The 21,856-nt window shown below is 59.4% G+C and carries 18 protein-coding genes; 15 read left to right on the forward strand and 3 right to left on the reverse strand.

Going from position 1 to position 21,856, the window contains the following annotated elements:
* Positions 1 to 15: 15 nt before the first annotated feature.
* On the reverse strand, positions 16 to 798 hold the full coding sequence (gene dsbG, locus MHM37_RS09925) for a thiol:disulfide interchange protein DsbG (protein WP_239296533.1): 783 nt from the start codon (positions 796 to 798) through the stop codon (positions 16 to 18).
* 135 nt (positions 799 to 933) lie between these two features.
* On the reverse strand, positions 934 to 2,694 hold the full coding sequence (locus MHM37_RS09930; protein ID WP_239296534.1) for a sugar phosphorylase: 1,761 nt from the start codon (positions 2,692 to 2,694) through the stop codon (positions 934 to 936).
* Positions 2,695 to 2,951: 257 nt separating this feature from the next.
* Here MHM37_RS09930 and nrdR point away from each other — a divergent pair, with 257 nt between their 5' ends.
* The 13 genes from nrdR (at position 2,952) to MHM37_RS09995 (ending at position 20,031) form a co-directional block, all read left to right on the forward strand.
* Positions 2,952 to 3,449, forward strand: a complete 498-nt coding sequence (gene nrdR / locus MHM37_RS09935) for a transcriptional regulator NrdR (RefSeq protein WP_139526974.1) — start codon at positions 2,952 to 2,954, stop codon at positions 3,447 to 3,449.
* The gene (gene ribD, locus MHM37_RS09940; protein ID WP_239296602.1) at positions 3,449 to 4,597 is read left to right on the forward strand and encodes a bifunctional diaminohydroxyphosphoribosylaminopyrimidine deaminase/5-amino-6-(5-phosphoribosylamino)uracil reductase RibD; all 1,149 of its coding nucleotides are present in this window, start codon (positions 3,449 to 3,451) and stop codon (positions 4,595 to 4,597) included. The genes nrdR and ribD overlap by 1 nt, the downstream gene beginning before the upstream one ends.
* A gap of 72 nt (positions 4,598 to 4,669) precedes the next feature.
* Positions 4,670 to 5,836 carry a bifunctional 3,4-dihydroxy-2-butanone-4-phosphate synthase/GTP cyclohydrolase II gene (gene ribBA / locus MHM37_RS09945; RefSeq protein WP_139526975.1) on the forward strand — a complete coding sequence of 389 codons (1,167 nt, stop codon included), beginning with the start codon at positions 4,670 to 4,672 and terminating at the stop codon, positions 5,834 to 5,836.
* Positions 5,837 to 5,840: 4 nt separating this feature from the next.
* Entirely contained in the window at positions 5,841 to 6,329 is a 489-nt protein-coding gene (gene ribE / locus MHM37_RS09950) for a 6,7-dimethyl-8-ribityllumazine synthase (RefSeq protein WP_139526976.1), read from the forward strand.
* Positions 6,326 to 6,829, forward strand: a complete 504-nt coding sequence (nusB, locus tag MHM37_RS09955) for a transcription antitermination factor NusB (RefSeq protein WP_139526977.1) — start codon at positions 6,326 to 6,328, stop codon at positions 6,827 to 6,829. The genes ribE and nusB overlap by 4 nt, the downstream gene beginning before the upstream one ends.
* Positions 6,830 to 6,864: 35 nt before the next feature.
* Positions 6,865 to 7,842 (forward strand): thiamine-phosphate kinase, encoded by a 978-nt coding sequence (gene thiL / locus MHM37_RS09960; RefSeq protein WP_239296535.1) that lies wholly within the window; start codon positions 6,865 to 6,867, stop codon positions 7,840 to 7,842.
* Complete coding sequence (locus MHM37_RS09965) at positions 7,839 to 8,312, forward strand: phosphatidylglycerophosphatase A (RefSeq protein ID WP_139526979.1); 474 nt, start codon at positions 7,839 to 7,841, stop codon at positions 8,310 to 8,312. Before thiL ends, MHM37_RS09965 begins: the two co-directional genes overlap by 4 nt.
* Before the next feature lie 53 nt (positions 8,313 to 8,365).
* Positions 8,366 to 9,631, forward strand: coding sequence for a DUF945 family protein (locus MHM37_RS09970; RefSeq protein ID WP_239296537.1), 1,266 nt, complete (start codon positions 8,366 to 8,368; stop codon positions 9,629 to 9,631).
* A gap of 97 nt (positions 9,632 to 9,728) precedes the next feature.
* Complete coding sequence (gene lon / locus MHM37_RS09975) at positions 9,729 to 12,194, forward strand: endopeptidase La (RefSeq protein WP_239296538.1); 2,466 nt, start codon at positions 9,729 to 9,731, stop codon at positions 12,192 to 12,194.
* Positions 12,195 to 12,343: 149 nt separating this feature from the next.
* A complete protein-coding gene (locus MHM37_RS09980; RefSeq protein ID WP_239296539.1) occupies positions 12,344 to 14,527 on the forward strand; it encodes a PAS domain-containing methyl-accepting chemotaxis protein in 2,184 nt (727 codons plus the stop codon).
* Between the two features lie 219 nt (positions 14,528 to 14,746).
* A complete protein-coding gene (locus tag MHM37_RS09985; protein WP_239296540.1) occupies positions 14,747 to 16,918 on the forward strand; it encodes a PAS domain-containing methyl-accepting chemotaxis protein in 2,172 nt (723 codons plus the stop codon).
* A gap of 140 nt (positions 16,919 to 17,058) precedes the next feature.
* The gene (ilvD, locus tag MHM37_RS09990) at positions 17,059 to 18,903 is read left to right on the forward strand and encodes a dihydroxy-acid dehydratase (protein WP_239296541.1); all 1,845 of its coding nucleotides are present in this window, start codon (positions 17,059 to 17,061) and stop codon (positions 18,901 to 18,903) included.
* A 72-nt stretch (positions 18,904 to 18,975) separates the two neighbouring features.
* On the forward strand, positions 18,976 to 20,031 hold the full coding sequence (locus MHM37_RS09995; protein WP_153842743.1) for an oxidoreductase: 1,056 nt from the start codon (positions 18,976 to 18,978) through the stop codon (positions 20,029 to 20,031).
* Positions 20,032 to 20,080: 49 nt separating this feature from the next.
* Here the strand turns inward: MHM37_RS09995 and nudE are convergent, their stop codons facing one another.
* Positions 20,081 to 20,695, reverse strand: a complete 615-nt coding sequence (gene nudE / locus MHM37_RS10000; protein WP_139526986.1) for an ADP compounds hydrolase NudE — start codon at positions 20,693 to 20,695, stop codon at positions 20,081 to 20,083.
* A 70-nt stretch (positions 20,696 to 20,765) separates the two neighbouring features.
* Between nudE and yrfG the strand changes: the two genes are divergently transcribed.
* Together yrfG and hslR are read left to right on the forward strand one after the other, a co-directional pair.
* Entirely contained in the window at positions 20,766 to 21,443 is a 678-nt protein-coding gene (yrfG, locus tag MHM37_RS10005; protein ID WP_219861280.1) for a GMP/IMP nucleotidase, read from the forward strand.
* A gap of 11 nt (positions 21,444 to 21,454) precedes the next feature.
* Positions 21,455 to 21,844, forward strand: coding sequence for a ribosome-associated heat shock protein Hsp15 (hslR, locus tag MHM37_RS10010; RefSeq protein ID WP_139526988.1), 390 nt, complete (start codon positions 21,455 to 21,457; stop codon positions 21,842 to 21,844).
* The last annotated feature ends 12 nt before the right edge of the window (positions 21,845 to 21,856 follow it).

Below are 21,856 nucleotides of genomic sequence, written 5' to 3' on the forward strand. Positions count from 1 at the left end.
GCCGCATCGACGCTCTCATGGCGCTTCGCTACCCATCATCTCGATGAAGCGCTCGTCGCTGGGCAGGCCTTGAATACGGTCTATGCGGACCGTGCCGCTGTCGGTTTCGCGTTGAAACGCACTGGTGGGAGTGGCGTAGAGGCCGAGCTGTTCGAAGAGTTGATTGTTGTCGTAGACCTGCTCTTCGATGTCTCGTGGCTGTGCGCTGGGGGAGAGTTCATCGCCCTCACTATGGCGATGTAGCGCGGCGGATGGGTCCTCGGCGCCCAGTATCGTGGCGGCGAGTGCCGGGCTATTGGGGGCTAGAATACCCACCATGATATGGCGCAGCTGGACCTTGCCAGCCTCTACCCATGGGCGGGTTTGTTGCCATAGTTGGCGGCAATAAGGGCAGTTGGCGTCGGTAAAGGTGTAGATGACGCGTGGCGCATCCGGGTTGCCATCCTGGATCCAGTGGCTCTCTTCGAGCAGCGCCCACGTGTCGGCTTCCAGCGGCGCTCGTACGTGCTCATCGAGCTGGGCCTCAGTCAGGTCGGTGCCTTCACCGTCGACCAGCGTGCCAATGATCGCATGCTCTCCATCGGGGGTGAGATAAATCGCCATGTCCTGCCCTTGCACGCTGGCCCCAAAGCCGCGCATTCCGCCCGGTGCATCGAACTGACCATGAATCGTCAAACCCTGGTTGGCGAGCGCCTGAATGGGCGCGGGCAGCTCGTCAGCGAAGCTGACACCGGCAGTGCTAGCTGTCGCGGCCAGTAGGCTGACACGACCGAGACTTTTTAATGAAACCCATGACATCGCATAATCCTTTCAGTAAAACGGCGTGGGGCACTCGCGCCTCCTTGCCTCGTGACATGATCGTCACACAGTATCGCAGCGGATGATTATGTAAGAGTGACGATCATGGATGCCTGAGTCGTTATGTCGCAAGCGTCAAGCGTCAGCCACCAGCCAGCACACGGCATAGGGTGGCAGCGTCGCGTCATGGTGAGTACTCGCACTGCCGATCGGCTGCCAGTCATGCTGAGTAAGCGTTTGATGGAGGGCATCCCCTGCGTGAGTGAGATCGACCTTGCCATCGGTCACGTTGTAGAGCGCGAGTAGGCGTCGACCGTTAGGCAGGGGTCCACGCTCGAGGGCGAGCAGCTCAGAGGGAGTGTCGATCACGCGCTGCGGGGCGTTGGGGTGGAAACAAGGCTCTTGGCGACGCTGTGTTAGCAGCCGATGCAGGGCATGAAAAACGTCATGAGTCGGGGTGGCGGGGCTTTCTAATAACAAGGCAAGCTCATCGAGCTGCCAGCGTCGGCGGTTGATCGAGCGCAGGCGGCCGCTACGTTCCACACCTTCCACATCGTTCAGCGTGCCGGTGAGCGTGTGGATATAGAGCGCAGGGATCCCTTGCAAGCTGAGCATGATCGCTTGGCTGCAGAGAAAGCGTGCAATTTGCCACGGGTCCGGGCCACGGCGGGTGCCGCGCATCGCCTCGAACCATGTGATATTGATCTCGTAGGGCGTGTCGCTGCCGTTAGGATTGCTGCGCATGCTGACAAACCCACCAAAGCGGTGCATCAATTCCAGCAGCGCGTCACGCTCGTGGTCGGGTAGCAGGCCTTCAAGAGGCCGTACACCTATACCGTCGTGGCTGGCGGTAAAGTTCAAGTAGGTACACTGCGGCGGCAATACCGGGAGGCTGTTCAACCACGTTTGTAGCGTCGTCGCTTCCCCGCGGGTCAGGGTATGCAGTAAAAGCGGGGGCAGGGCGAACTGATACACCATGTGGGCTTCGTCGGGAGTGCCCTGCGTCAACCGCTCCAAGCCGAAGTAGCTAATGTTTTCGGCGTGTGGCACGTTGGTTTCGGTAATTAACAGCGTGCCGGGCGCCACCTCATCCACGATAGCGCGCAGTAAGCGCACGACGGTATGGGTCTCTGGCAGATGGATGCACGGGGTGCCGAGCCGTTTCCATAGAAAGGCCACTGCATCCAGGCGAATGATGCGTACGCCTTGCTGCAGGTAGAACAGCAAAATGCCCACGAACTCGAGCAGCACGTCCGGGTTTTCGAAGTTGAGATCGATTTGATCTTCCGAAAAGGTAGCCCATACGTGGCGGGTGCCGCGACGCGTCGAGATCGGCACCAATAACGGGCTGCTGCGCGGGCGGGTGACCTGGGAAACGTCCGTGTCTGGCTCCACCTCTATGAAATAGTCGCGCCCGGGTAGGCTACCGGTGAGATAGTCGACGAACCAGAGCGACTCTCGGGAGACATGGTTGAGTACCAAGTCAGCCATCAAGTCGTAGTGGCTGGCTAGGGTTTGGACGTCCGACCACGCGCCCAGCTCACTATTGACCTCACGATAATGAATCACCGAAAAGCCGTCGTCGCTGCTCCAAGGGAAAAAGGGCAGCACGTGAACCCCACTGACGGTGTCTCCCAGATAACGTTGCAAAAACGTATCCAGCACGGCTAGCGGTGGCGTTCCTTCATCGACGATCGAGTCGCCGTAACAGATGACCCACTGATCCTTTTCGCTCCACATTGGTGCATCGACAGATTGACCGTTAACGGTCGGTGCAGCGTTTGCTCCCCCGCGAAAATGCGCGACGTGTTGACCTATTCGCCGCTGCACTTCCCCTGCGCGCGGGCCGTATAGCTGGGTGAGGTAGTGGTGAACGGTCTTTTCGAAAGCGGTCATAACGGGCGTCCTTTCAATCATCCTTCGACAAACGCTGCAGCTTGTGTGCCAAATCGTTACAATACGTTGAGATAGGGGCTGTATAACACCGCCATACGATAGCTCGGCGGGTCGGCTACCGCCGACAGCTGGCGATAAAACAGTTTACAAAATAGCGAAGGGCTCGTAGAGCACGCACCGTGACGCTGCGTCCCTTCGTTCAGGCTGACACGCTGCACGTACTGGTTTTAGTGCGTACTGATAATAGGTTGACTGCCATGCATTGCCCTTTTTGTGGTGCAAACGATACGAGAGTGACGGATTCCAGGCTGGTGGCAGAGGGTGACCAGGTGCGCCGACGCCGCCAGTGCGCCAGCTGCCATGAGCGTTTTACGACGTACGAGACCGCTGAGTTGATCATGCCGAGGGTGGTGAAGTCCGACGGTTCTCGCGAGAGTTTCGATGAAGCAAAGCTACGTGCGGGGATGCTCCGCGCACTGGAAAAACGCCCGGTCAGTGCCGAAGCGATCGAAGCCTCGGTAGAGCGCATTCGTCAAACGTTGCGCGCACGTGGTGACCGTGAGGTGAACGCCCGGGAGGTGGGCGAGGCGGTGATGAAAGCGTTACGTAGCCTCGACCAAGTGGCCTACATTCGTTTTGCCTCTGTATACCGCAAGTTTCAGGACCTGGATGAGTTTCGTGCTGAAATCGATCGGCTCTCCCAAGAGCCCTCCGATGAGCCGGCCGGGCAGGGATCACCGAACGGAGCGTCATGATGGGTGAGTTCTCCACTGCCGATCATCGCTACATGGCCCGCGCGATTCAGCTGGCCAAGCGGGGGCTTTACACCACCGACCCTAACCCAAGAGTGGGGTGCGTGATCGTGCGCTTCGATAGCGATGGAGATGCTCGCATCGTGGGGGAGGGGTATCACGTGCGGGCTGGGGAACCCCATGCCGAAATCCATGCGCTTCAAGCGGCAGGCAACGCTGCACAGGGCGCGACGGCGTACGTCACGTTAGAGCCGTGTTCTCACACGGGGCGCACGGGTCCTTGTGCCGTGGCCCTGGCCAAGGCGGGTATCCGTCGCGTGGTGATCGCGATGCAAGACCCCAATCCCCAGGTCAGTGGTGGCGGTATCGCACACTTGGCCTCCGCCGGTATCGCCGTGCAGGTAGGCCTCCTGGAAGCCGACGCCAGGGCGCTCAATCCCGGCTTCATCTCGCGCATGGAACGCCGCCGGCCCTTTGTGCGGCTGAAGATGGCCATGAGCTTGGATGGTCGGACCGCGATGGGCTCAGGTGAGTCGCAATGGATTACCGGGCCCCAGGCGCGCACGCAGGTGCAGCGCCTGCGGGCGCGGTCGAGCGCCATCCTGAGCGGCGTGGAGTCGCTCATCATGGATGACTCCCGGTTGACGCTGCGGGCCGACCAATTAGCCTTGGGCAACGCCGACGACATCACCCAGCGCCAACCCCTGCGAGTGATTCTCGATTCTCGCCTGCGTCTTCCTCTGGCGGCAGCGTGTCTGCGCGAGCCCGGGCGCACGCTGATCATCACCACTGACCAGCACAGCGAAGAGAAACGGCATCGATTGGCGCAGGCCGGGGCCGAGATTCACGTGCTGCCAGCCGAAGGCGGGCGCATTGCCCTGGCTGACATGCTGCGCTGGCTGGCAGATAATGAGCAGGTGAACGAACTCTTGGTAGAAACGGGAGCGACGCTTGCGGGCGCGCTGCTGGAAGCCGGCCTGGTCGATGAAATGCAGCTTTTCGTCGCGCCGACATTGCTGGGCGGCGAGGCAAGACCGCTGTTTTCCCTGCCGGGAATGACCCAGATGGCCGATCAAAAGCGCTTGACGATCCTCGAGTCGCGAACCGTGGGAAACGACTGGTGGATCATAGCCGCCCCGCACGCTGACTAGCGCAAGCCGTCATTGCAAGGTACCCTGACGCCCGAATTCGCATACGATGCGAGCCTATTTTTTGGAGATTCCATGGCGCACTCCTCTTCAGAGGGTTTATCCCCCATCGCTGAGCTGGTAGACGACATTCGCCAGGGCAAAATGGTGATTCTCATGGACGATGAGGATCGCGAGAACGAAGGCGATATCATCATGGCCGCCGAAATGGTGAAGCCAGAGCATATCAATTTCATGGCGCGCTATGCCTGCGGCCTGATCTGCATGCCGATGACCCGTGAGCGCTGCGAGCAGCTCAATCTGCCGCTCATGGTGCGCGATAATGGCTCCGGTTTTGGCACCAAATTCACGCTCTCGATCGAGGCGACCGAAGGGGTCACCACCGGCATTTCAGCCGCCGACCGCGCCCGTACGGTGCAAGCCGCCGTTGCGCCGAATGCCAAACCGACGGATATCGTTCAGCCAGGGCATATTTTTCCGCTGATGGCCGAACCCGGTGGCGTGCTGCGTCGCGCAGGCCATACCGAAGCCGCTTGCGATTTAGCCGCGCTGGCCGGATTGGATCCCAGCGGCGTCATTTGTGAGATCATGAACGATGACGGCAGTATGGCCCGCCGCCCTGAATTAGAGGCCTTTGCCAAAGCACACGATATCAAGATGGGCACCATCGCCGACTTGATTCACTACCGTATCGTCAACGAACAAACGGTAGATCACGTAGAAACGACGCAAGTGACCACCGTCCATGGTGAGCTGGCGCTGCATGTGTTCCGTGATCGTATTCAGGGCGCTCACCACCTCGCGCTCGTGAACGGCCAGCCCACACCCGAGCAGGCCACTACCGTGCGCGTGCATTTGGCCGATACCCTGCGCGATGTGATGGGGCTGATGAAGGGCGATCAATGCCGTTGGGATGCCCACCGCGCCATCGAACAGATTGCCCAGGCGCCTGCCGGGGTGTTCGTACTGATCGATGACGGGCGGCCACATCAAGATTTGAAAGACCAGCTAGATATCTATCTGGATCGCGTGCGTCAGCCGCGCACCAGCGACTCCGATGGCTCTGGCAACTATTTAACGATTGGTACGGGTTCGCAAATTCTACGCCATCTCGGCGTGGGGAAAATGCGCCTACTCAGCTCGCCGTGGAAGTTCTCAGCGCTCTCTGGGTTCGACCTGGAAGTGGTCGAGCGGCTGGGGCCCAATGACACGGCCGACGAGCCAACTTTTCAGCAGGAATAAATCGATGCAATCCCTTTCGCAAATTGAAGGTACTTTCGTAGACGTCGATGGGCGCTACGTGATCGTGGTGGGCCGTTTCAATCACCACGTCGTGGATAGCTTGGTAGAAGGTGCCGTCGACAGTCTGACGCGCCACGGTGTGGACATGGAAAACATCCATATCGTTCACGTCCCCGGTGCATGGGAATTACCGCTGGCCGTCAAACGCGTGCTCAACGTGATGAAACCCGACGCGGTGATCGCCCTGGGCGCGGTCATTCGCGGCGGCACACCGCACTTCGAGTACGTGGCGGGGGGCTGCAACACGGCCATCAATCATCTTCAGTTGGAGTTCGATACGCCAGTAGCCAACGGTGTACTGACCGTCGAGTCCATCGAGCAGGCCATCGAGCGTGCCGGCACCAAGGCGGGTAACAAAGGCACTGAAGCGGCCATGGCGGCGATGGAAATGGTCTCTCTACTGCGTGCCCTGCCGGTGGGAGATTCCCAATGAGTGAGCGTCGTGAGCGCAAGCCCTCAGCCGCACAGCAGGGGCGTCACGCCGCCAGGGAGTTAGCGGTACAAGGGCTTTATCAATGGCAGATGACCGGTAAATCGATTACCAGCATCGAAGCGGAATTTCGCAGTCAGGTGGCCGACGACGATCTCGAAGATCACGAGAACTGGGTCAAGGTCATGGAAATCGCCGACAAAGCGCTGTTCCATGAGCTTTTACACAACACGGTGCGCTTCAAAACCGAGCTGGACCGCGAAATCGCCCCGTTGTTGGATCGCCGCCTGGAAGATTTGGACGCGGTAGAGCTGGCCATTCTTCGCTTGGGAGCGTACGAGCTCTCCCGGCGAATGGAAGTGCCTTACCGCGTAGTGATTAACGAAGGCGTTGAGCTGGCAAAATCATTTGGCGCCACCGACGGCCATAAATACGTGAATGGCATTCTCGATAAGCTAGCCAACCGCTTACGAAGTGCCGAAGTCAGCGCCCGCCGCTTGTAAGCGGAGGGGGCTGATCAAGCGTTTAAGGGGCCTTTGTGCTTGCCGAATTCGATCTGATTCGACGTTTCTTTATGTCGCCGCAGGAGGCGCAAGCGACGAATGGCGTTGCCCTAGGATGCGGCGATGACGCCACCCTATTGATGCCTCAGGTCGGCCAAGAGCTGGCCGTGAGCGTTGACACGTCAGTGGTGAACGTACACTTCCCTCATGATGCGCCGGCTCAGGCAGTCGGTCACCGGGCGTTGGCGGTGGCCCTCAGCGATTTGGCGGCCATGGGAGCCGTCTCGCGCTGGTGCTTAATGGCACTGACGCTCGACCAGCGCGCCTTCGAGGATGACGCTCATGCGGAACGGTGGCTGTCCCGCTACGCGAGGGGGTTCCATGCGCTTTGCCAGCAGCATGCCACGGTGCTGGCGGGCGGCGATGTCACGTCCGGTGAGTTGAGTATCGGCGTTACGGTCATGGGCGAAGTGCCTGCAGGATCAGCAATGACCCGGTCAGGCGCCCGTCCAGGCGATGTCGTGGCGGTAACCGGGGCGCTAGGCGGCGGCGCGGGCGGGCTAGCGCTGTGGCAACGGGGTGAGCGAGACCTCGCACATCCGTTGCTCCAGCGCTACCTCATGCCACAGCCAAGGCTCGACGCCGGCATCGCTCTGCGCGGAGTGGCGACGGCGGCGATGGACATCTCCGACGGCTTGTTGGCGGATTTGACCCACCTGCGAGAGGCGTCTCACGTGGGGGTCGACCTGGCCCCCGAGTCGCTACCGCTGGCCGAGGGACTGGTCGAGTGCCTCGGCCACGAGCAAGCCCTGACGGCAGCGCTCTCTGGAGGAGACGATTACGAACTCTTGGTCACGCTACCGCCCGATCAAGTCACTAAGGCGGTTGCTAAACTGGCCGAGAGTGGCCTGTCGCTGAGGGTAATTGGTCGCTGCACGGAGACGTTGGGCTTGACGGGCGTGCCTGACGGCGGAGCGACGGGCTGGCAGCACTTCCGAGGGGGTGCATCATGAACCGTGCACCAGCGAGCGTTTGGCGACGCCCCACTCACTTTTTTGCCTTCGGTTTGGGCAGCGGGACGGTGCCTTGGGCGCCGGGCACGTTTGGCACGTTGGCGGCCATTCCCTTCTACTGGATGATGGCCGACCTTTCCCTCGGTTGGTACTTGGGGATCGTGCTGGCCGCATTTATCGTTGGGGTTTGGCTATGTGACAAAACCTCCCACGATCTGGGTGTGCACGATCATTCGGGGATCGTCTGGGATGAGTTCGTTGGCTATTGGATTACCATGGCCGCCGTGCCATTCTCCTGGGAAGCGGCGCTGTGGGGGTTCGTGGTGTTCCGCATTTTCGATGTCTTTAAACCGTGGCCCATTCGCTGGGCTGACCGCCGAGTGGCCGGTGGGTTTGGCATCATGATCGATGATGTCATGGCAGGGATTTACGCCTGGAGTACCATGCACCTGTGGTTTTGGCTGCATTGATCGACGGGTGGCGTGGAATCAGGTCTCGATGAGGGGCCGTTCAAGGAGATAGCATGCGCAAGGAACGTTTGATCGTGCCTGTTCTCGCGACGATTGCCGTCGTGTGGATGGTCGCGCAACTGCTATCCAGCGTGCTTTTCGAGCGCAGTCTCCGTCAGGCGCTCGAAGATCTAGAGGCACGTGGCGAGTGGCGTGTTAGCCAGGTAGAGAATCGACAAGGATGGCTCACTTCTCGGGGGCGGCTGATTCTTTCGCCGCTGCTGGGACGCCCCTGGCGTCTAGAGCTCACCTACCGAGCACGACACGGGGTGTTGAGTACCGATGTCGAAGGCACGCTGCTGCCGCGCTTGGATAGCGTGCTACAAAAGGCGGTGGGTGAAGTCTCGGCACCGTCGGTCCCCCGTTGGCAGGGCCGCTATCAAACCTTGAGCGGTCATACCGAGCTGCGCTTGGCACTGGCTCCCTTCGTCATTCAGCAAAACGGGCGCGAGCTGGAGGTTCGCGGTGCCCGAGTACGCTTGGAAGGCGTGTTTGGGGATTGGCGCCTGCGTGGACTGCTCGATCAGCTCACCCTGACCGACGGCCTATCACAACTCACGCTGGGTCCCGCCACCTTGGAAAGTCGCTATACCTACATCGACGATGCCTACCACTTTGCCCAGCGTGACCATCTGCACATCGAGCAGCTAGCGTTGCATTACCCTGCCTACGACATCAACGTAGCGCCTCTGGATCTCCATAGTCACATGGAGCTGGATGAGAGCGAGCTTCGTCTAAAAGGCGAGCTGGTCGTTGGCGACGTGCATGTGCCGAGTGAAGCGCCTGACACCCCGCTCCTGAGTGGTCGTATCGAGGCAGAACTCTCGCGTTTGAATGGGGATGCCGTTCGGCAAACGATCCGTCGACTGCGCCAAGAGGCCGCCTGGGGAGACACTAGCTTGCCCATGGCAGAAGGGTTATTGGCTCGCTTGGAGCCCGACCTGCGCCAAGTATTGAGTGACTCTCCGCGCCTCGATATCACCACCATCGCCTTGGACAGCCCGTTATTGGGGCTGCAAGTCAATGCCCAGGGGGCCCTGTTCTTCGATGCACGTCGCTTGGAAGAGCTGAGCGTAACGTCACTGGATAAGCCAGTCGAACGCGCCCGCTGGATCGAGCGCATCGATGGTGACTTCGTGTGGCACGATGCGCCTACCGTGGCAGCGCTCTGGCTGGGCTTACCACTGGGCACCCGTGAACTGCAGTTCGACGTGATTCGAGGCGTATGGCGCGTCAACGGTCGACCCATGCCATCGTTGTGGCCGCCTAACGAGGGTTAGGTAAAACGCTTTTAGGGTTGAAGTTTTCCCACCCTGCCCACATTCCTTTCAACATACAAAGCGGCAACAGCCGCAGGCTACTGTTGATGGAGGGCGCATGAGCGACCAGGATTACGACCGCGATCAAGAACCCCTAGATTGGCTCACCGATGCTGAGTCACAGGAACAGGACGCTCAAGAGCAGAGCGCCCACGGCGAGGCCTACCGTTCGGACGGTGAGCGGGTAAGTTCGCTCGTGCCCGCCAGCGATATGTTGCCCGAGCGCATCTACTTGCTCCCGATTCATAACCGCCCCTTTTTCCCCGCCCAGGTGCAGCCCCTGGTCATCAACCGCGAACGCTGGGAAGAGACCATGCGTCGCGTTGGCAATACTCCGCACCACACCATTGGTGTCGCGTTCGTGGGTGAGCAGGGCGTCGACTCCCTGGATCACGACGGTTTTCCTGAGATTGGTACCGCCGTCAAGGTGCACAAGCTCAAAAGCGAAGATCAGCAAATCCAGTTCATCGCCCAAGGACTTCAGCGCTTTAAAATTCAGCGATGGCTCTCCAAAGAGCCGCCGTACTTGGTGGAAGTCACCTACCCCAAAGAGCCGGTCAATGCCGAAGACGAAGAGACCCGTGCCTACGCCATGGCGATCATCAACGGCATCAAGGAACTGCTGCCGATCAATCCGCTCTACGGTGAGGAACTCAAACACTACCTGAACCGTTTCAGCCCCCACCAGCCAGGACCGTTGACCGACTTCGCTGCAGCCATTACGTCGGCCAAAGGCCCCGAGCTTCAGGATGTGCTGGCCACGCTGCCAGTGGCGGAGCGAATGCACAAAGTACTGCCGCTGCTGCGCAAAGAGATCGACGTGGCTCAACTGCAAAGCGAGATCAGCGAGCAGGTCAACGCGCAGATGCAGGAGCGTCAGCGGGAGTTTTTCCTCCGCGAGCAGCTCAAGGTCATTCAGCGTGAGCTGGGCATCTCAAAAGACGATCGAGAGAACGATGTCGATACGTTCAGAAACCGCTTGGAAGCGCTGGTGGTGCCCGAGCGGGTGCAGGCGCGCATCGGTGAGGAGTTGAACAAGCTCAGCGTGTTGGAAACCGGTTCCCCAGAATACGGCACCACGCGTAATTACCTCGACTGGCTGACCTCGTTGCCTTGGGGTGTCACCAGCCAGGACAAGCTGGATCTTGCCCATGCTCGTCAAATCCTCGACCGCGACCACGACGGCTTGAAAGATGTCAAAGAGCGCATCATCGAATTTCTGGCCGAAGGCACCTTCAAAGGTGATGTGGGCGGTTCCATCGTGCTGCTGGTTGGCCCGCCAGGGGTGGGGAAAACCTCCATTGGCCGCTCCATTGCCGAGGCGCTGGGTCGCGAGTTCTACCGCTTCTCCGTGGGCGGCATGCGAGACGAGGCCGAGATCAAAGGTCATCGCCGCACCTACGTAGGGGCGATGCCCGGCAAGTTGGTCCAGGCTTTCAAGGAGGTCGAGGTCGAGAACCCGGTCATCATGCTCGACGAAATCGACAAGCTGGGTCAGTCCTTCCAAGGCGACCCCGCGTCGGCCCTGCTCGAAGTCCTCGACCCTGAGCAGAACGTCGACTTTTTGGATCACTACCTCGACGTACGCATGGATCTGTCCAAGGTGCTCTTCGTATGCACGGCCAACACCCTGGATAGCATTCCTGGCCCGCTCCTGGACCGTATGGAGCAAATCCGCCTGTCGGGCTATATCGCCGAAGAGAAGCTGCAAATCGCCAAGCACCACCTCTGGCCGAAGCTGCTCAAACGCGACAATTTGCCGAAAAAACGCATCAACCTCAGCGATGCCGCGCTCAAGCAGGTCATCGAGGGGTATGCACGTGAAGCTGGCGTTCGCCAACTGGAAAAGCAGCTCCACCGTATCGTGCGCAAAGCGGCGGTGAAACTGCTGGAAGAGGATATCGAGACCGTTAAAATTTCGGTGAAGAACCTCGAGGAGTTTCTTGGTGCCCCGCTTTTCCGCAAAGAGAAAGTGCTCAAAGGCGAAGGCGTGGTGACGGGGCTTGCCTGGACCTCCATGGGCGGCGCGACGCTCCCCATCGAAGCGGGCAAAGTGCACTCTCTGGATCGCGGCTTCAAGCTGACAGGCAAATTGGGCGATGTCATGAAAGAGTCTGCCAACATTGCTTACAGCTACACACTGGGTCACTTGGCCGAGTATGGTGCGGATGCCGACTTCTTCGACTCGGCGTTCGTGCACTTGCACGTGCCTGAAGGCGCCACGCCAAAGGATGGCCCCTCTGCTGGCGTGACCATGACGACGGCGCTGCTATCATTGGCCAAACACCAGGCCATCGACCGGCCGCTGGCCATGACCGGGGAGCTGACGCTCACGGGGCAAGTGCTACCGGTAGGGGGCATTCGTGAAAAGGTCATCGCCGCGCGCCGAAGCGATATCTTCGAGGTGATTCTTCCTGAGGCCAACCGTCGTGATTACGAGGAGTTGCCCGACTATCTCAAAGAGGGCATGACCGTTCATTTTGCCAATCGCTATAGAGATGTCGCCAACGTGGTCTTCAAATAGCGATTGAGCCTGACCCTCTTTCTGTTCACGCCTGCGCCGCTCTGAAGAGAGCGGCGCTTTTTTATAGCTATTCACTGGTTAGGCGCCCGGTAAATTCGTGATAATAGTTCAAAATCAATTATTAAAAATAAAACCTCTGGGGAGCTTCTATGCGCAATAACCAGCCCGTTACGCAACGTGAATACGTGCTCGACGAAGAGACGGTACTCATTTCACGCTCGGATTTGAAAGGGAACGTCACCTATGCCAACGCTGCTTTCGTAGAAGTCAGCGGCTATTCGAGAGATGAACTGCTGGGAGCACCGCACAACCTGATCCGTCACCCCGATATGCCCGAAGCGGCCTACGCCGATTTCTGGAAAACCATTCAAGCGGGCGGAACGTGGCAGGGAACGGTGAAAAATCGTCGCAAAAATGGCGATCACTATTGGGTCAACGCTACCGTTGCCCCCTTGCGAGACGGCGATCGCATCGTGGGCTATACCTCCCTGCGCCGTAAAGCGTCGCCAAAGCGCATTGCCTTGGCCGAGCAGGTGTACGCCGACATACGTGAAAAGGGCAAGTCGCGCCGCTATACGCTACAACAAGGCGCATTGCAGCGCCGGGGGCTGGGTGGCATTGTCGCCCGCTTTCAATTCACCAGTCTCAAAGCCAAATTGATTGGGATGGTCGTGGCAGCCGTCGTGTTGCTAGGGCTGTCGGGTGGACTGGGTCTTTACGGCTTGAGCGTGTCTGGTGAGCGACTGGAAACCCTCAACCGTTCTGGATTGGAGTCCGTCGCCGATTTGCAGCTCATCGAGCGCCATATTGGACTGGCCGTCGAGGAGCTAGAGCCCGCCGTCAGAAACCCGCGTCGTGTCGATATGGAAACGGTATCGTCACAATTGGCGGCCAACACTCAAAGTGCCCAAACACTATGGGAGGCGTATCGCCAAACCAGCAGCGCGTCGTCAACGGTGCTCCAGGGGTTCGATGAAGCGTTCGCCGCTTGGCGCGGCGGCGTGACGGGCGCCATCGAAGCGATCGATCAAGCCAACGGTTTTGCAGCGTTCGAGGCGCTCAATAGCGTGGTGCTGCCCGCAACGGCCAATATCCGAGAGCTCAACAGCCAGCTAGTGGACGACGAGCGTGCCGGTGCCGCCGATCTGGTGGAGGACGCACGACAAGGCCGTCAGCAGATGTTCATTGCTCAGCTAGTACTGCTGTTGATCGGTCTTTGCATACTGGTGGCGCTCAGCGTGTTCATTCTGAAGTCGGTCTTTCGCAGTTTGGCGGGGGCGCGTTATATGACGTTTCAAATCGCGGCCGGTAACCTGGCGGCGCGTGAGCGTCGCCAGAGCAACGATGAGCTGGGGGAACTGCTCTACTCGTTGGATACGATGCGCTTCAGTCTCTCTAGTATCGTGGGCGACGTCGAAAACCGCGTGTCGGTCGTCACGCCTGCGATCCAACAAATTGCTGCCGAAAACGAGGAGCTTGCTTCGCGCACGGAGCAGCAAGCGTCGTCGCTGCAGCAAACCGCCTCGAGTATGGAGGAGATGACCTCCACCGTTCAGCAGAATAACGACAATGCGCGTCAAGCCACGGAGCTAGCCCAGCAAAATGCCGCCAGCACGCGGGATACTCGCCAACAAATGGAGCAGCTCGTCGAGCGCATGCAGCGCATTGCCAAAAGCGCCGAAAAAATGACCGAAATGATCGGCGTCATCGACAGCATTGCTTTCCAAACCAATATCCTGGCGCTCAACGCCTCGGTAGAGGCCGCCCGTGCGGGCGAACATGGCCGGGGCTTTGCCGTGGTCGCCAGTGAGGTACGCACCCTAGCCAGTCGTAGTGCCGATGCCGCCCAGGAAATTCGCAAAATGATCGATAGCACGACGCAAGAGGTGAGCGGCGGGCGTAGCGCTGTCGAGCAAGCCGAGAGCGCCATCGAGAACGTCGTGGCGCAGGTCAGCCGCGTCAGCGAGCTCATGGCCTCGATCAGTACGGCATCGAACGAACAGAGCAGCGGGATTGGTCAAATCAACGCCGCCATTGCCGAAATGGATGGGGTGACCCAGCAAAACGCCACCAAAGTGCAGTCGATCGCGGCCTCGGCAGACAACCTGGCGCTGGAAGCCTTCGAGCTTGCCAACGTCGTCGATGCCTTCCGCCTCGAAGGCGCTCAGGCCGAGAGCACCAGCACGGCCCGTGAAAAGCTGGCGCGGGCTCAGAAAGCCGTCAAGCAGAACGTAGCAGCCCTGCCGAGTGACGCGCCGACGCAAGAATCGAGCGCTCGCCAGCGCGGGCATACGCCGGCTCAAAATGAGAACAAGGAGTGGGATGCGTTTTGAATGAGGTGAGGCGCAGCGCTGCGTTTAATCACCATTGATGTATCGCATGATCGATCATTTGAATATGCCACCCGCCGGGTGGCATATTTTTTGCTGCATCTTTTGGTGTGAGGCGTTGGTCGGAAAGCGGCTCGACGTCAGGTCACGGCTTGGTAAAAAGGACGTCGCTGGGTCATAGGCAAAACAGGCCTTTCTCAAAAATAACAGGTGGGGTTCTTGATGAGCATATCCAGCCAAGCAGCATTCGAACTCTCTGATGATCAGGTGTTGATTTCACGCTCTGACCGCCAGGGAAAGATCACCTACGTGAACCAGACATTCGTCGATGTCAGTGGCTACGCGCAGACAGAGCTAATGGGGGAACCCCACAGCATCTTTCGTGATCCGGACATGCCTGCGATGGTTTTCAGCAATATGTGGGCGACCATCGAAAAGGGAAAAACGTGGCAAGGGGTCGTCAAAAATCGCTGTAAAAATGGCGACACGTATTGGGTACATACCACGGTAGCACCGTTACTCGATGGTCAACGAGTGGCAGGCTATACGGCGATTCGCCGTAAAGCCGGACAAAAAGCCATTGCCCGCGCCGCCAGGGCGTATAGCACTATGCAACAGGGCCGAAGCCGAGGGTTCAAGCTCCATCATGGTGCATTACGGCGCACCGGGGTGCGCGGATGGGTGCAGCGTTTTAGCTTCAGCAGTATGCAGGCCAAACTGATGGGGATGGTCATTGCCGCTATTGCGCTGCTGGCCGTGGCGGGGGCCGCCGGCGTGTATGGCATCACCAGCTCTGCTGACCGGCTGCGCACACTGAACCAAACCGGGCTCGAAGGGGTGGCCAATCTGCAGCAAATCGAGCAGGGTACCGCCCAGCTCTTGCAGGCGCTGGAGCCTGCCGTGCGTAACCCGCGACGTGCCGATCTGGATCTGCTCGAAGAGCAGTTGAACACACTCCAAGGTGATATCAACCAAACATGGCAGGGGTTCACCGCCCAGCGCACGGAAACCAGTGGCGTTCAGCAGGGGCTGACGGCGCATTTGACGACGTTCTTGAGCGGCGCTGAGACGGCATTCACCGCGATACGCGATGGCAATGGCTTTGCGGCGTTCGAGGCGTTCAACGATGTCGTGAAGCCGACCTCCGATAGCATTAGTGCCACCATCAATTTGCTGGTCGATAACGAGCGTGCCGCGGCTCAAACACTCATGGCCAATGCAGAGCGTCAGCAGCAATGGCTCTTGTGGGGGCAGTTGGGCGTCTTACTCTTCGGTATTTTGCTGATGGTAGGGCTCAGCGTGGCCGTGCTACGGTCGTTGATCAAGTCGCTCAATGAAGCACGTCGCGTCACGTTTCAAATTGCAGCAGGTAATTTGGCCAATCGGGTCACCCTCAAGCGAAACGATGAGCTTGGCGAGCTATTGGCTTCTCTGGAAACCATGCGTGCCAGCCTCTCAGGATTGATTACCGAAGTCGGCAACAAAGTGGAGATCGTCACGCCCGCCTCGGAGCACATCCATCAGCAAAACGAGGAGTTGGCTTCACGCACCGAACAGCAGGCCTCGTCGCTGCAGCAAACGGCCTCCAGCATGGACCAAATGACCGCAACGGTGCAGCAAAATACCGAAAACGCGCGTCAAGCCAATCAACTGGCCATGCAAAATGCGACGACCAGCCGCGAAACGGGTGAGCGCATGCAGGCGTTGGTGGAGCGGATGGAGCGCATCGCGGCAAGCGCCGCTAAAATGAACGATATCATCACGGTCATCGATGGTATTGCTTTCCAGACCAACATCCTGGCCTTGAACGCCTCGGTCGAAGCCGCTAGGGCAGGTGAGCAGGGCCGAGGATTTGCCGTAGTCGCCAACGAGGTACGCAATTTGGCCGGGCGCAGTGCCGATGCGGCGGGCGAGATTCGCCGATTGATCGATACCTCCTCTCAAGAGATTGCCGGTGGCGCGGATGCCGTCAAAGAGGCCGAGCGATCTATCGAGCAGGTGGTCAACCAAGTGATGCGGGTAAGCGACATCATGGAAGAGATCAGTACCGCCTCGGACGAGCAGAGCAGCGGCATTGCTCAGATCAATACGGCGGTCTCTGAAATGGATCATGTCACCCAGCAGAACGCGACCAAAGTGCAGTCGATTTCCAGCGCCGCCCAGCGCTTGACCCACGAAGCGCTAGACCTAGCGAACGTCATTGCCGCCTTCCGGTTAGAGGGCGCGGAGGAAGAGAGCAGCGAGACAGCGCGGATGCGACTGTCTCAGCGTAACGATCCAGCTCCCGGCCTACCGTCGCAACATGCGTTACAAGCGCGCGCAGAGGCGCTATCCACACCTGCGCCCAAGCGTCGAGAAACGGCTCCTGCCGAGGAGGAGTGGGAGACCTTTTAAGGAGGCATCAGCACCCCACGCGTTTGGTTGCCCTCTACATCTAGTCTAGGCGGTGCGCTCATGCCACAATCTAAGGCCGCTGGATTCAATTGCCTGCCGCCACGTATGCGGCAGGCCACGATAAAGATGTAGAGGACACCATGCCTGAGTACCGCTCCCGTACCACCACCGCTGGCCGCAATATGGCTGGCGCTCGTGCCCTTTGGCGTGCCACCGGTATGAAAGACGACGACTTTCATAAACCGATCATTGCCGTTGCTAACTCGTTTACCCAGTTCGTCCCAGGGCATGTGCACTTAAAAGACATGGGACAACTGGTGGCGCGCGAGATCGAAAAAGCGGGAGGCGTGGCCAAAGAGTTCAACACGATCGCCGTGGATGACGGGATCGCCATGGGCCACGATGGCATGCTCTACTCGCTGCCGAGCCGCGACATCATCGCCGATAGCGTCGAGTACATGTGTAACGCCCACTGTGCCGATGCGCTGGTGTGTATTTCCAACTGCGACAAGATCACACCAGGCATGTTGATGGCTGCGATGCGTCTCAATATTCCGGTCATCTTTGTCTCCGGCGGCCCGATGGAAGCCGGGAAGACCAAGCTGCTGGATCACGGCCTCGACCTCGTCGATGCCATGGTCATGGCGGCCGACGACAGTGTCGATGACGAAACCCTCGCCGAAGTCGAGCGCAGTGCGTGCCCTACCTGCGGCAGCTGCTCGGGCATGTTCACCGCCAACTCCATGAACTGTCTGACCGAAGCGCTAGGGCTAGCGCTGCCGGGTAACGGTACCGTGCTGGCGACCCACGCTGACCGTCGTCGTTTGTTCGAGACCGCGGGGCATCGCATCGTCGAGCTGGCCAAACGCTATTACGAAGGTGAAGAGGCGCACCTGCTACCCCGCGCGATTGGTAGCAAAGCCGCTTTCAAGAACGCCATGACGCTGGACATCGCCATGGGCGGCTCGACCAACACCATCCTCCACCTGCTGGCCGCCGCCCAAGAAGCGGAAATCGACTTCACCATGGCGGACATCGACCGTCTTTCTCGGGAAGTGCCGCAGCTATGCAAGGTGGCCCCCAATACCCAGAAGTACCACATCGAAGACGTTCACCGTGCCGGGGGGATCATGGCCATCCTGGGTGAACTGGACCGCGCGGGCGTATTGGATACCTCGGTGCCGACCGTCTATGGCGACAGCCTGAAAGCGGCGCTGGATGAGTGGGATATCATGCGCTCGCCAAGCCCAGATGTGGTGGAGTTCTTTAAAGCAGGCCCCGGCGGCGTTCCCACGCAAACCGCGTTTTCGCAAAGCGCCCGCTGGCCGAGTCTGGACGGCGACCGTGCCACCGGCTGTATTCGCGACCTGGCGCATGCGTTCTCTCGCGAGGGCGGCTTGGCCGTTCTCTACGGCAACATCGCGCTGGATGGCTGCGTGGTGAAGACTGCTGGCGTCGACGACTCCATTCTGGTCTTCGAGGGCAAAGCCCACGTGGTGGAGTCGCAAGACCAAGCGGTGGCCAACGTCTTGGATGGCAAGGTGAAAGAGGGGGATGTGGTGGTTATCCGCTACGAAGGTCCCAAAGGGGGGCCGGGCATGCAGGAGATGCTCTATCCAACCTCTTACTTGAAATCGAAAGGCCTAGGCAAAGCCTGCGCGCTGCTCACCGATGGCCGCTTCTCTGGCGGCACCTCGGGGCTGTCGATTGGCCACGTTTCCCCAGAAGCAGCGGCGGGCGGCGCCATAGGCTTGGTCGAGCAGGGCGACACCATCTTGATCGACATTCCCAACCGCGCGATCAACGTGCAACTGAGCGATGCCGAGCTGGCCAAGCGCCGCGAGGCAATGGACGCCAAAGGTAAAGATGCCTGGAAGCCCGTCGAGCAGCGCACGCGTAAGGTCACACCTGCGCTCAAGGCGTATGCGCTGCTCGCTACCTCTGCGGACAAAGGCGCGGTGCGCGATCTGTCCAAGCTAGATTAAGTGACACCACAGCCCGTCTCGTGCGGGCTGTTTTTTTGCCAGCCTGAACCGTCACATCGACTAAGGATTGTAATGAAGGCGATCATCAACGTTGGCCTCGTTGGCTATGGTTTTGCGAGCAAGACGTTCCACGCCCCGCTCATCCAAGCAACCGAAGGGATGGACCTAGTGGCCGTCTCATCGAGCGATGCGGCCAAAGTGCAGGCAGACCTGCCCAATGTAGAGGTAGAAAGCCAAGCGCTGGCGCTATGTAAGCGACCGGATATCGACCTGATCGTCATCCCCACGCCAAACGACACTCACTTCCCGTTGGCCAAAGCGGCGCTATCTGCTGGAAAGCACGTGGTGGTCGATAAACCCTTCACCGTCACGCTCTCCGAGGCCAAGCAGTTAAAAGCCCTGGGAATGGACAAAGAGCGGTTGATATCGGTGTTTCATAACCGCCGTTGGGACAGCGATTTCCTGACGCTCAAAGCGCTTTTGGAAAAAGGGACGCTGGGGCGGGTAACGGGGTTCGAGTCGCGCTTCGATCGCTTTCGCCCCGAAGTGCGTGATCGCTGGCGGGAAAAAGCCACCCCTGGCGGCGGTATTTGGTACGACCTAGGACCGCACCTCCTCGATCAAGCCTGCGAACTGTTTGGCATGCCCAGTGCCATTTTGCTCGAGCTAGGCGCACGCCGCGACGGTGCCAGGGCCGACGACGACTTTCTCGCTTTGCTGGAGTATGACGATCGACGTGTCAGCTTGAGTGCCGGTACGCTGGTGGCCGAGCCGACGCCGCGCTACCGCGTGCATGGCACGAAGGGGAGCTACATCAAATACGGCCTAGACCCGCAGGAAGATCGTCTGAAAGCCGGGGAGACGCCGTCAGCCGCTTGGGGCGCAGATGGCCCTGGCATACTCACGCTGCGCGAGGGAGAAGGCGAGGAGGCGCCACTGGTGCGCCACGATCATCCTTCGCTGCCAGGTGATTATCTCGCCTATTACCAAGGGGTGAGCGCGGCGATTCGTGATAAAGCGCCGCTTCCAGTGGATATCGATGACGCCCTTCGTAGCATGGCGCTTCTGGAAGCGGGCCTAGACAGCCACCGCCAGCGTCGCTGGATTCCGCTCAAGCATCATCTGTAATGCTCAACAGCCAGAACGCCCGGCGCGTTCTGGCTGTTGAACCAGGCGGTTAGAGCAAATCCATCTCACTACGGCGCTTCTCTTCGCGCAACTTATCCCGCGCAATATAGAGCGCTGCAATGGCGCGCGCTTCATGGAAGTCTTCGCGCATCAGTAGCGCGGGTAACTCTTCGATGGCATGGGTCTCGACGATCAGCGGCTCGGGCTCGTCGCCCGGTAAGCGCTTGGGGTAGAGGTCCGTCGCCATGAGAACCTGCATACGGTGGCGCATGTAGTTAGGTGCCAACGACAGCTCGACCAGCGGTTCGATGCGATGCGCACCGAAACCGCACTCTTCCATTAGCTCGCGATTCGCGGCGGTCACGATGTCTTCACCGGGGTCGACCAAGCCTTTGGGCAGCGTGAGCACGTAGTCCTCGAACCCTGCGGCATACTCCCGAATGAGTAACACGTGCTCTGGGTCGGGCATGGCAATGATCATGACCGCGCCTCGATCAGCGCCGGTCAACCGCTCGAACTGTCGCTCCTCTCCGTTGGAGAAGCGTAAGTCCAGCGCTTCGATTTGGAACAAGCGGCTTTGCGCAACACGCTGGCGCCCCAGGATTTGCGGCTTGCGTGGGTAGCCGTTTGGCGTATCGCCGTGTGCTGTATCGTCGCGTGACATCCTGCCTCCGTGGCTGCAAAAAACGGGTTACGCTACAATAGCACGCTTACTCTTTCAGACTGGAGCGGCAATGATTGATTGGCGAGAGATCGATACCGTCCTGCTCGATATGGATGGCACGCTGCTGGACCTCCACTTCGACAGCCACTTTTGGCTCGAGCATCTGCCACGTCGCTACGTCGAGCTGCACCAGTTAGACCAAGCCAGTCAAGACGCGTTGAAAACCCGCATCATGGGGGAGCAGGGGACGCTGAACTGGTATAGCCTGGCGTACTGGAGCCGCGAGCTCGATGTCGACATCGTCGCGCTCAAGCGCGAAGTGCAACACTTGATTGGTCTGCGCAGCGATGCACACGATTTTTTGACGTGGCTAAACCAGTCGCACCCCCGGGTCGTATTGGCGACCAACGCCGACCGCGCAAGCTTAGCGTTGAAACTCCCCCTCACGGGGTTGGAAAACTACCTGGACGCCATCATCTCATCGGAAGACGTGGGGGCAGCCAAAGAGGAGCAGGCGTTTTGGTTGGCTCTGCAAGAACGGGAGCCGTTCGATCCTGCTCGTACGCTCTTCATCGATGATAACCCCCGCGTTTTAGAGAGCGCTCGCGAGTTCGGTATCAAGCATCTGTTGGGTATCAAGCAGCCCGATAGTCAGCGCCCCGAAAAAGAGCTGCAGGAATTCATCGCTCTGGATCGATTTGCCCAACTGCTGCCAGCCGATCTGCCAGGGCAGCATCCACCCACCTGAGGAGAGCGTGAATGAGTGATAGCGTTCGCTTGGATAAGTGGCTATGGGCAGCGCGGTTTTTCAAAACCCGCGCCTTAGCCAAAAAAGCCATTGAAGGCGGAAAAGTTCACTACGATGGCGCCCGCGTCAAAACCAGCAAGAACGTCGAACTGGGCGCGCTGATCCGCGTTCCGCAGGGCTGGGATATTTTCGAAGTGGAGGTAACGGCGCTCTCGGATCAGCGTCGGGGTGCCCCCGAGGCGCGCAAACTCTATGCAGAAACCCAAGAGAGCGCGACGCGACGTGCCAAAGAAGCCGAGGCGCGGCGGCTGACCAATGAAGTCATGCAGCACCCCCTCAAGCGTCCTGACAAAAAGCAGCGGCGCGATATCCAGCGTTTTCAGCGTCAACAAGGGGAGTAAGCCGCGGCTGAC

Source organism: Halomonas sp. MMH1-48, from assembly GCF_022348105.1.
GTDB lineage: Bacteria > Pseudomonadota > Gammaproteobacteria > Pseudomonadales > Halomonadaceae > Vreelandella > Vreelandella piezotolerans.

Bases quoted from the DNA above. Each gene is read 5' to 3' on its own strand.
- MHM37_RS09970 (WP_239296537.1), top strand. From the start codon at position 8,366: ATGCGCAAGGAACGTTTGATCGTGCCTGTTCTCGCGACGATTGCCGTC.
- dsbG (WP_239296533.1), bottom strand. From the start codon at position 798: ATGTCATGGGTTTCATTAAAAAGTCTCGGTCGTGTCAGCCTACTGGCC.
- ribE (WP_139526976.1), top strand. From the start codon at position 5,841: ATGCAATCCCTTTCGCAAATTGAAGGTACTTTCGTAGACGTCGATGGG.
- hslR (WP_139526988.1), top strand. From the start codon at position 21,455: ATGAGTGATAGCGTTCGCTTGGATAAGTGGCTATGGGCAGCGCGGTTT.
- MHM37_RS09995 (WP_153842743.1), top strand. From the start codon at position 18,976: ATGAAGGCGATCATCAACGTTGGCCTCGTTGGCTATGGTTTTGCGAGC.
- nrdR (WP_139526974.1), top strand. From the start codon at position 2,952: ATGCATTGCCCTTTTTGTGGTGCAAACGATACGAGAGTGACGGATTCC.
- MHM37_RS09965 (WP_139526979.1), top strand. From the start codon at position 7,839: ATGAACCGTGCACCAGCGAGCGTTTGGCGACGCCCCACTCACTTTTTT.
- nudE (WP_139526986.1), bottom strand. From the start codon at position 20,695: ATGTCACGCGACGATACAGCACACGGCGATACGCCAAACGGCTACCCA.
- ribBA (WP_139526975.1), top strand. From the start codon at position 4,670: ATGGCGCACTCCTCTTCAGAGGGTTTATCCCCCATCGCTGAGCTGGTA.
- nusB (WP_139526977.1), top strand. From the start codon at position 6,326: ATGAGTGAGCGTCGTGAGCGCAAGCCCTCAGCCGCACAGCAGGGGCGT.
- ribD (WP_239296602.1), top strand. From the start codon at position 3,449: ATGGGTGAGTTCTCCACTGCCGATCATCGCTACATGGCCCGCGCGATT.
- MHM37_RS09980 (WP_239296539.1), top strand. From the start codon at position 12,344: ATGCGCAATAACCAGCCCGTTACGCAACGTGAATACGTGCTCGACGAA.
- lon (WP_239296538.1), top strand. From the start codon at position 9,729: ATGAGCGACCAGGATTACGACCGCGATCAAGAACCCCTAGATTGGCTC.
- yrfG (WP_219861280.1), top strand. From the start codon at position 20,766: ATGATTGATTGGCGAGAGATCGATACCGTCCTGCTCGATATGGATGGC.
- MHM37_RS09930 (WP_239296534.1), bottom strand. From the start codon at position 2,694: ATGACCGCTTTCGAAAAGACCGTTCACCACTACCTCACCCAGCTATAC.
- ilvD (WP_239296541.1), top strand. From the start codon at position 17,059: ATGCCTGAGTACCGCTCCCGTACCACCACCGCTGGCCGCAATATGGCT.
- MHM37_RS09985 (WP_239296540.1), top strand. From the start codon at position 14,747: ATGAGCATATCCAGCCAAGCAGCATTCGAACTCTCTGATGATCAGGTG.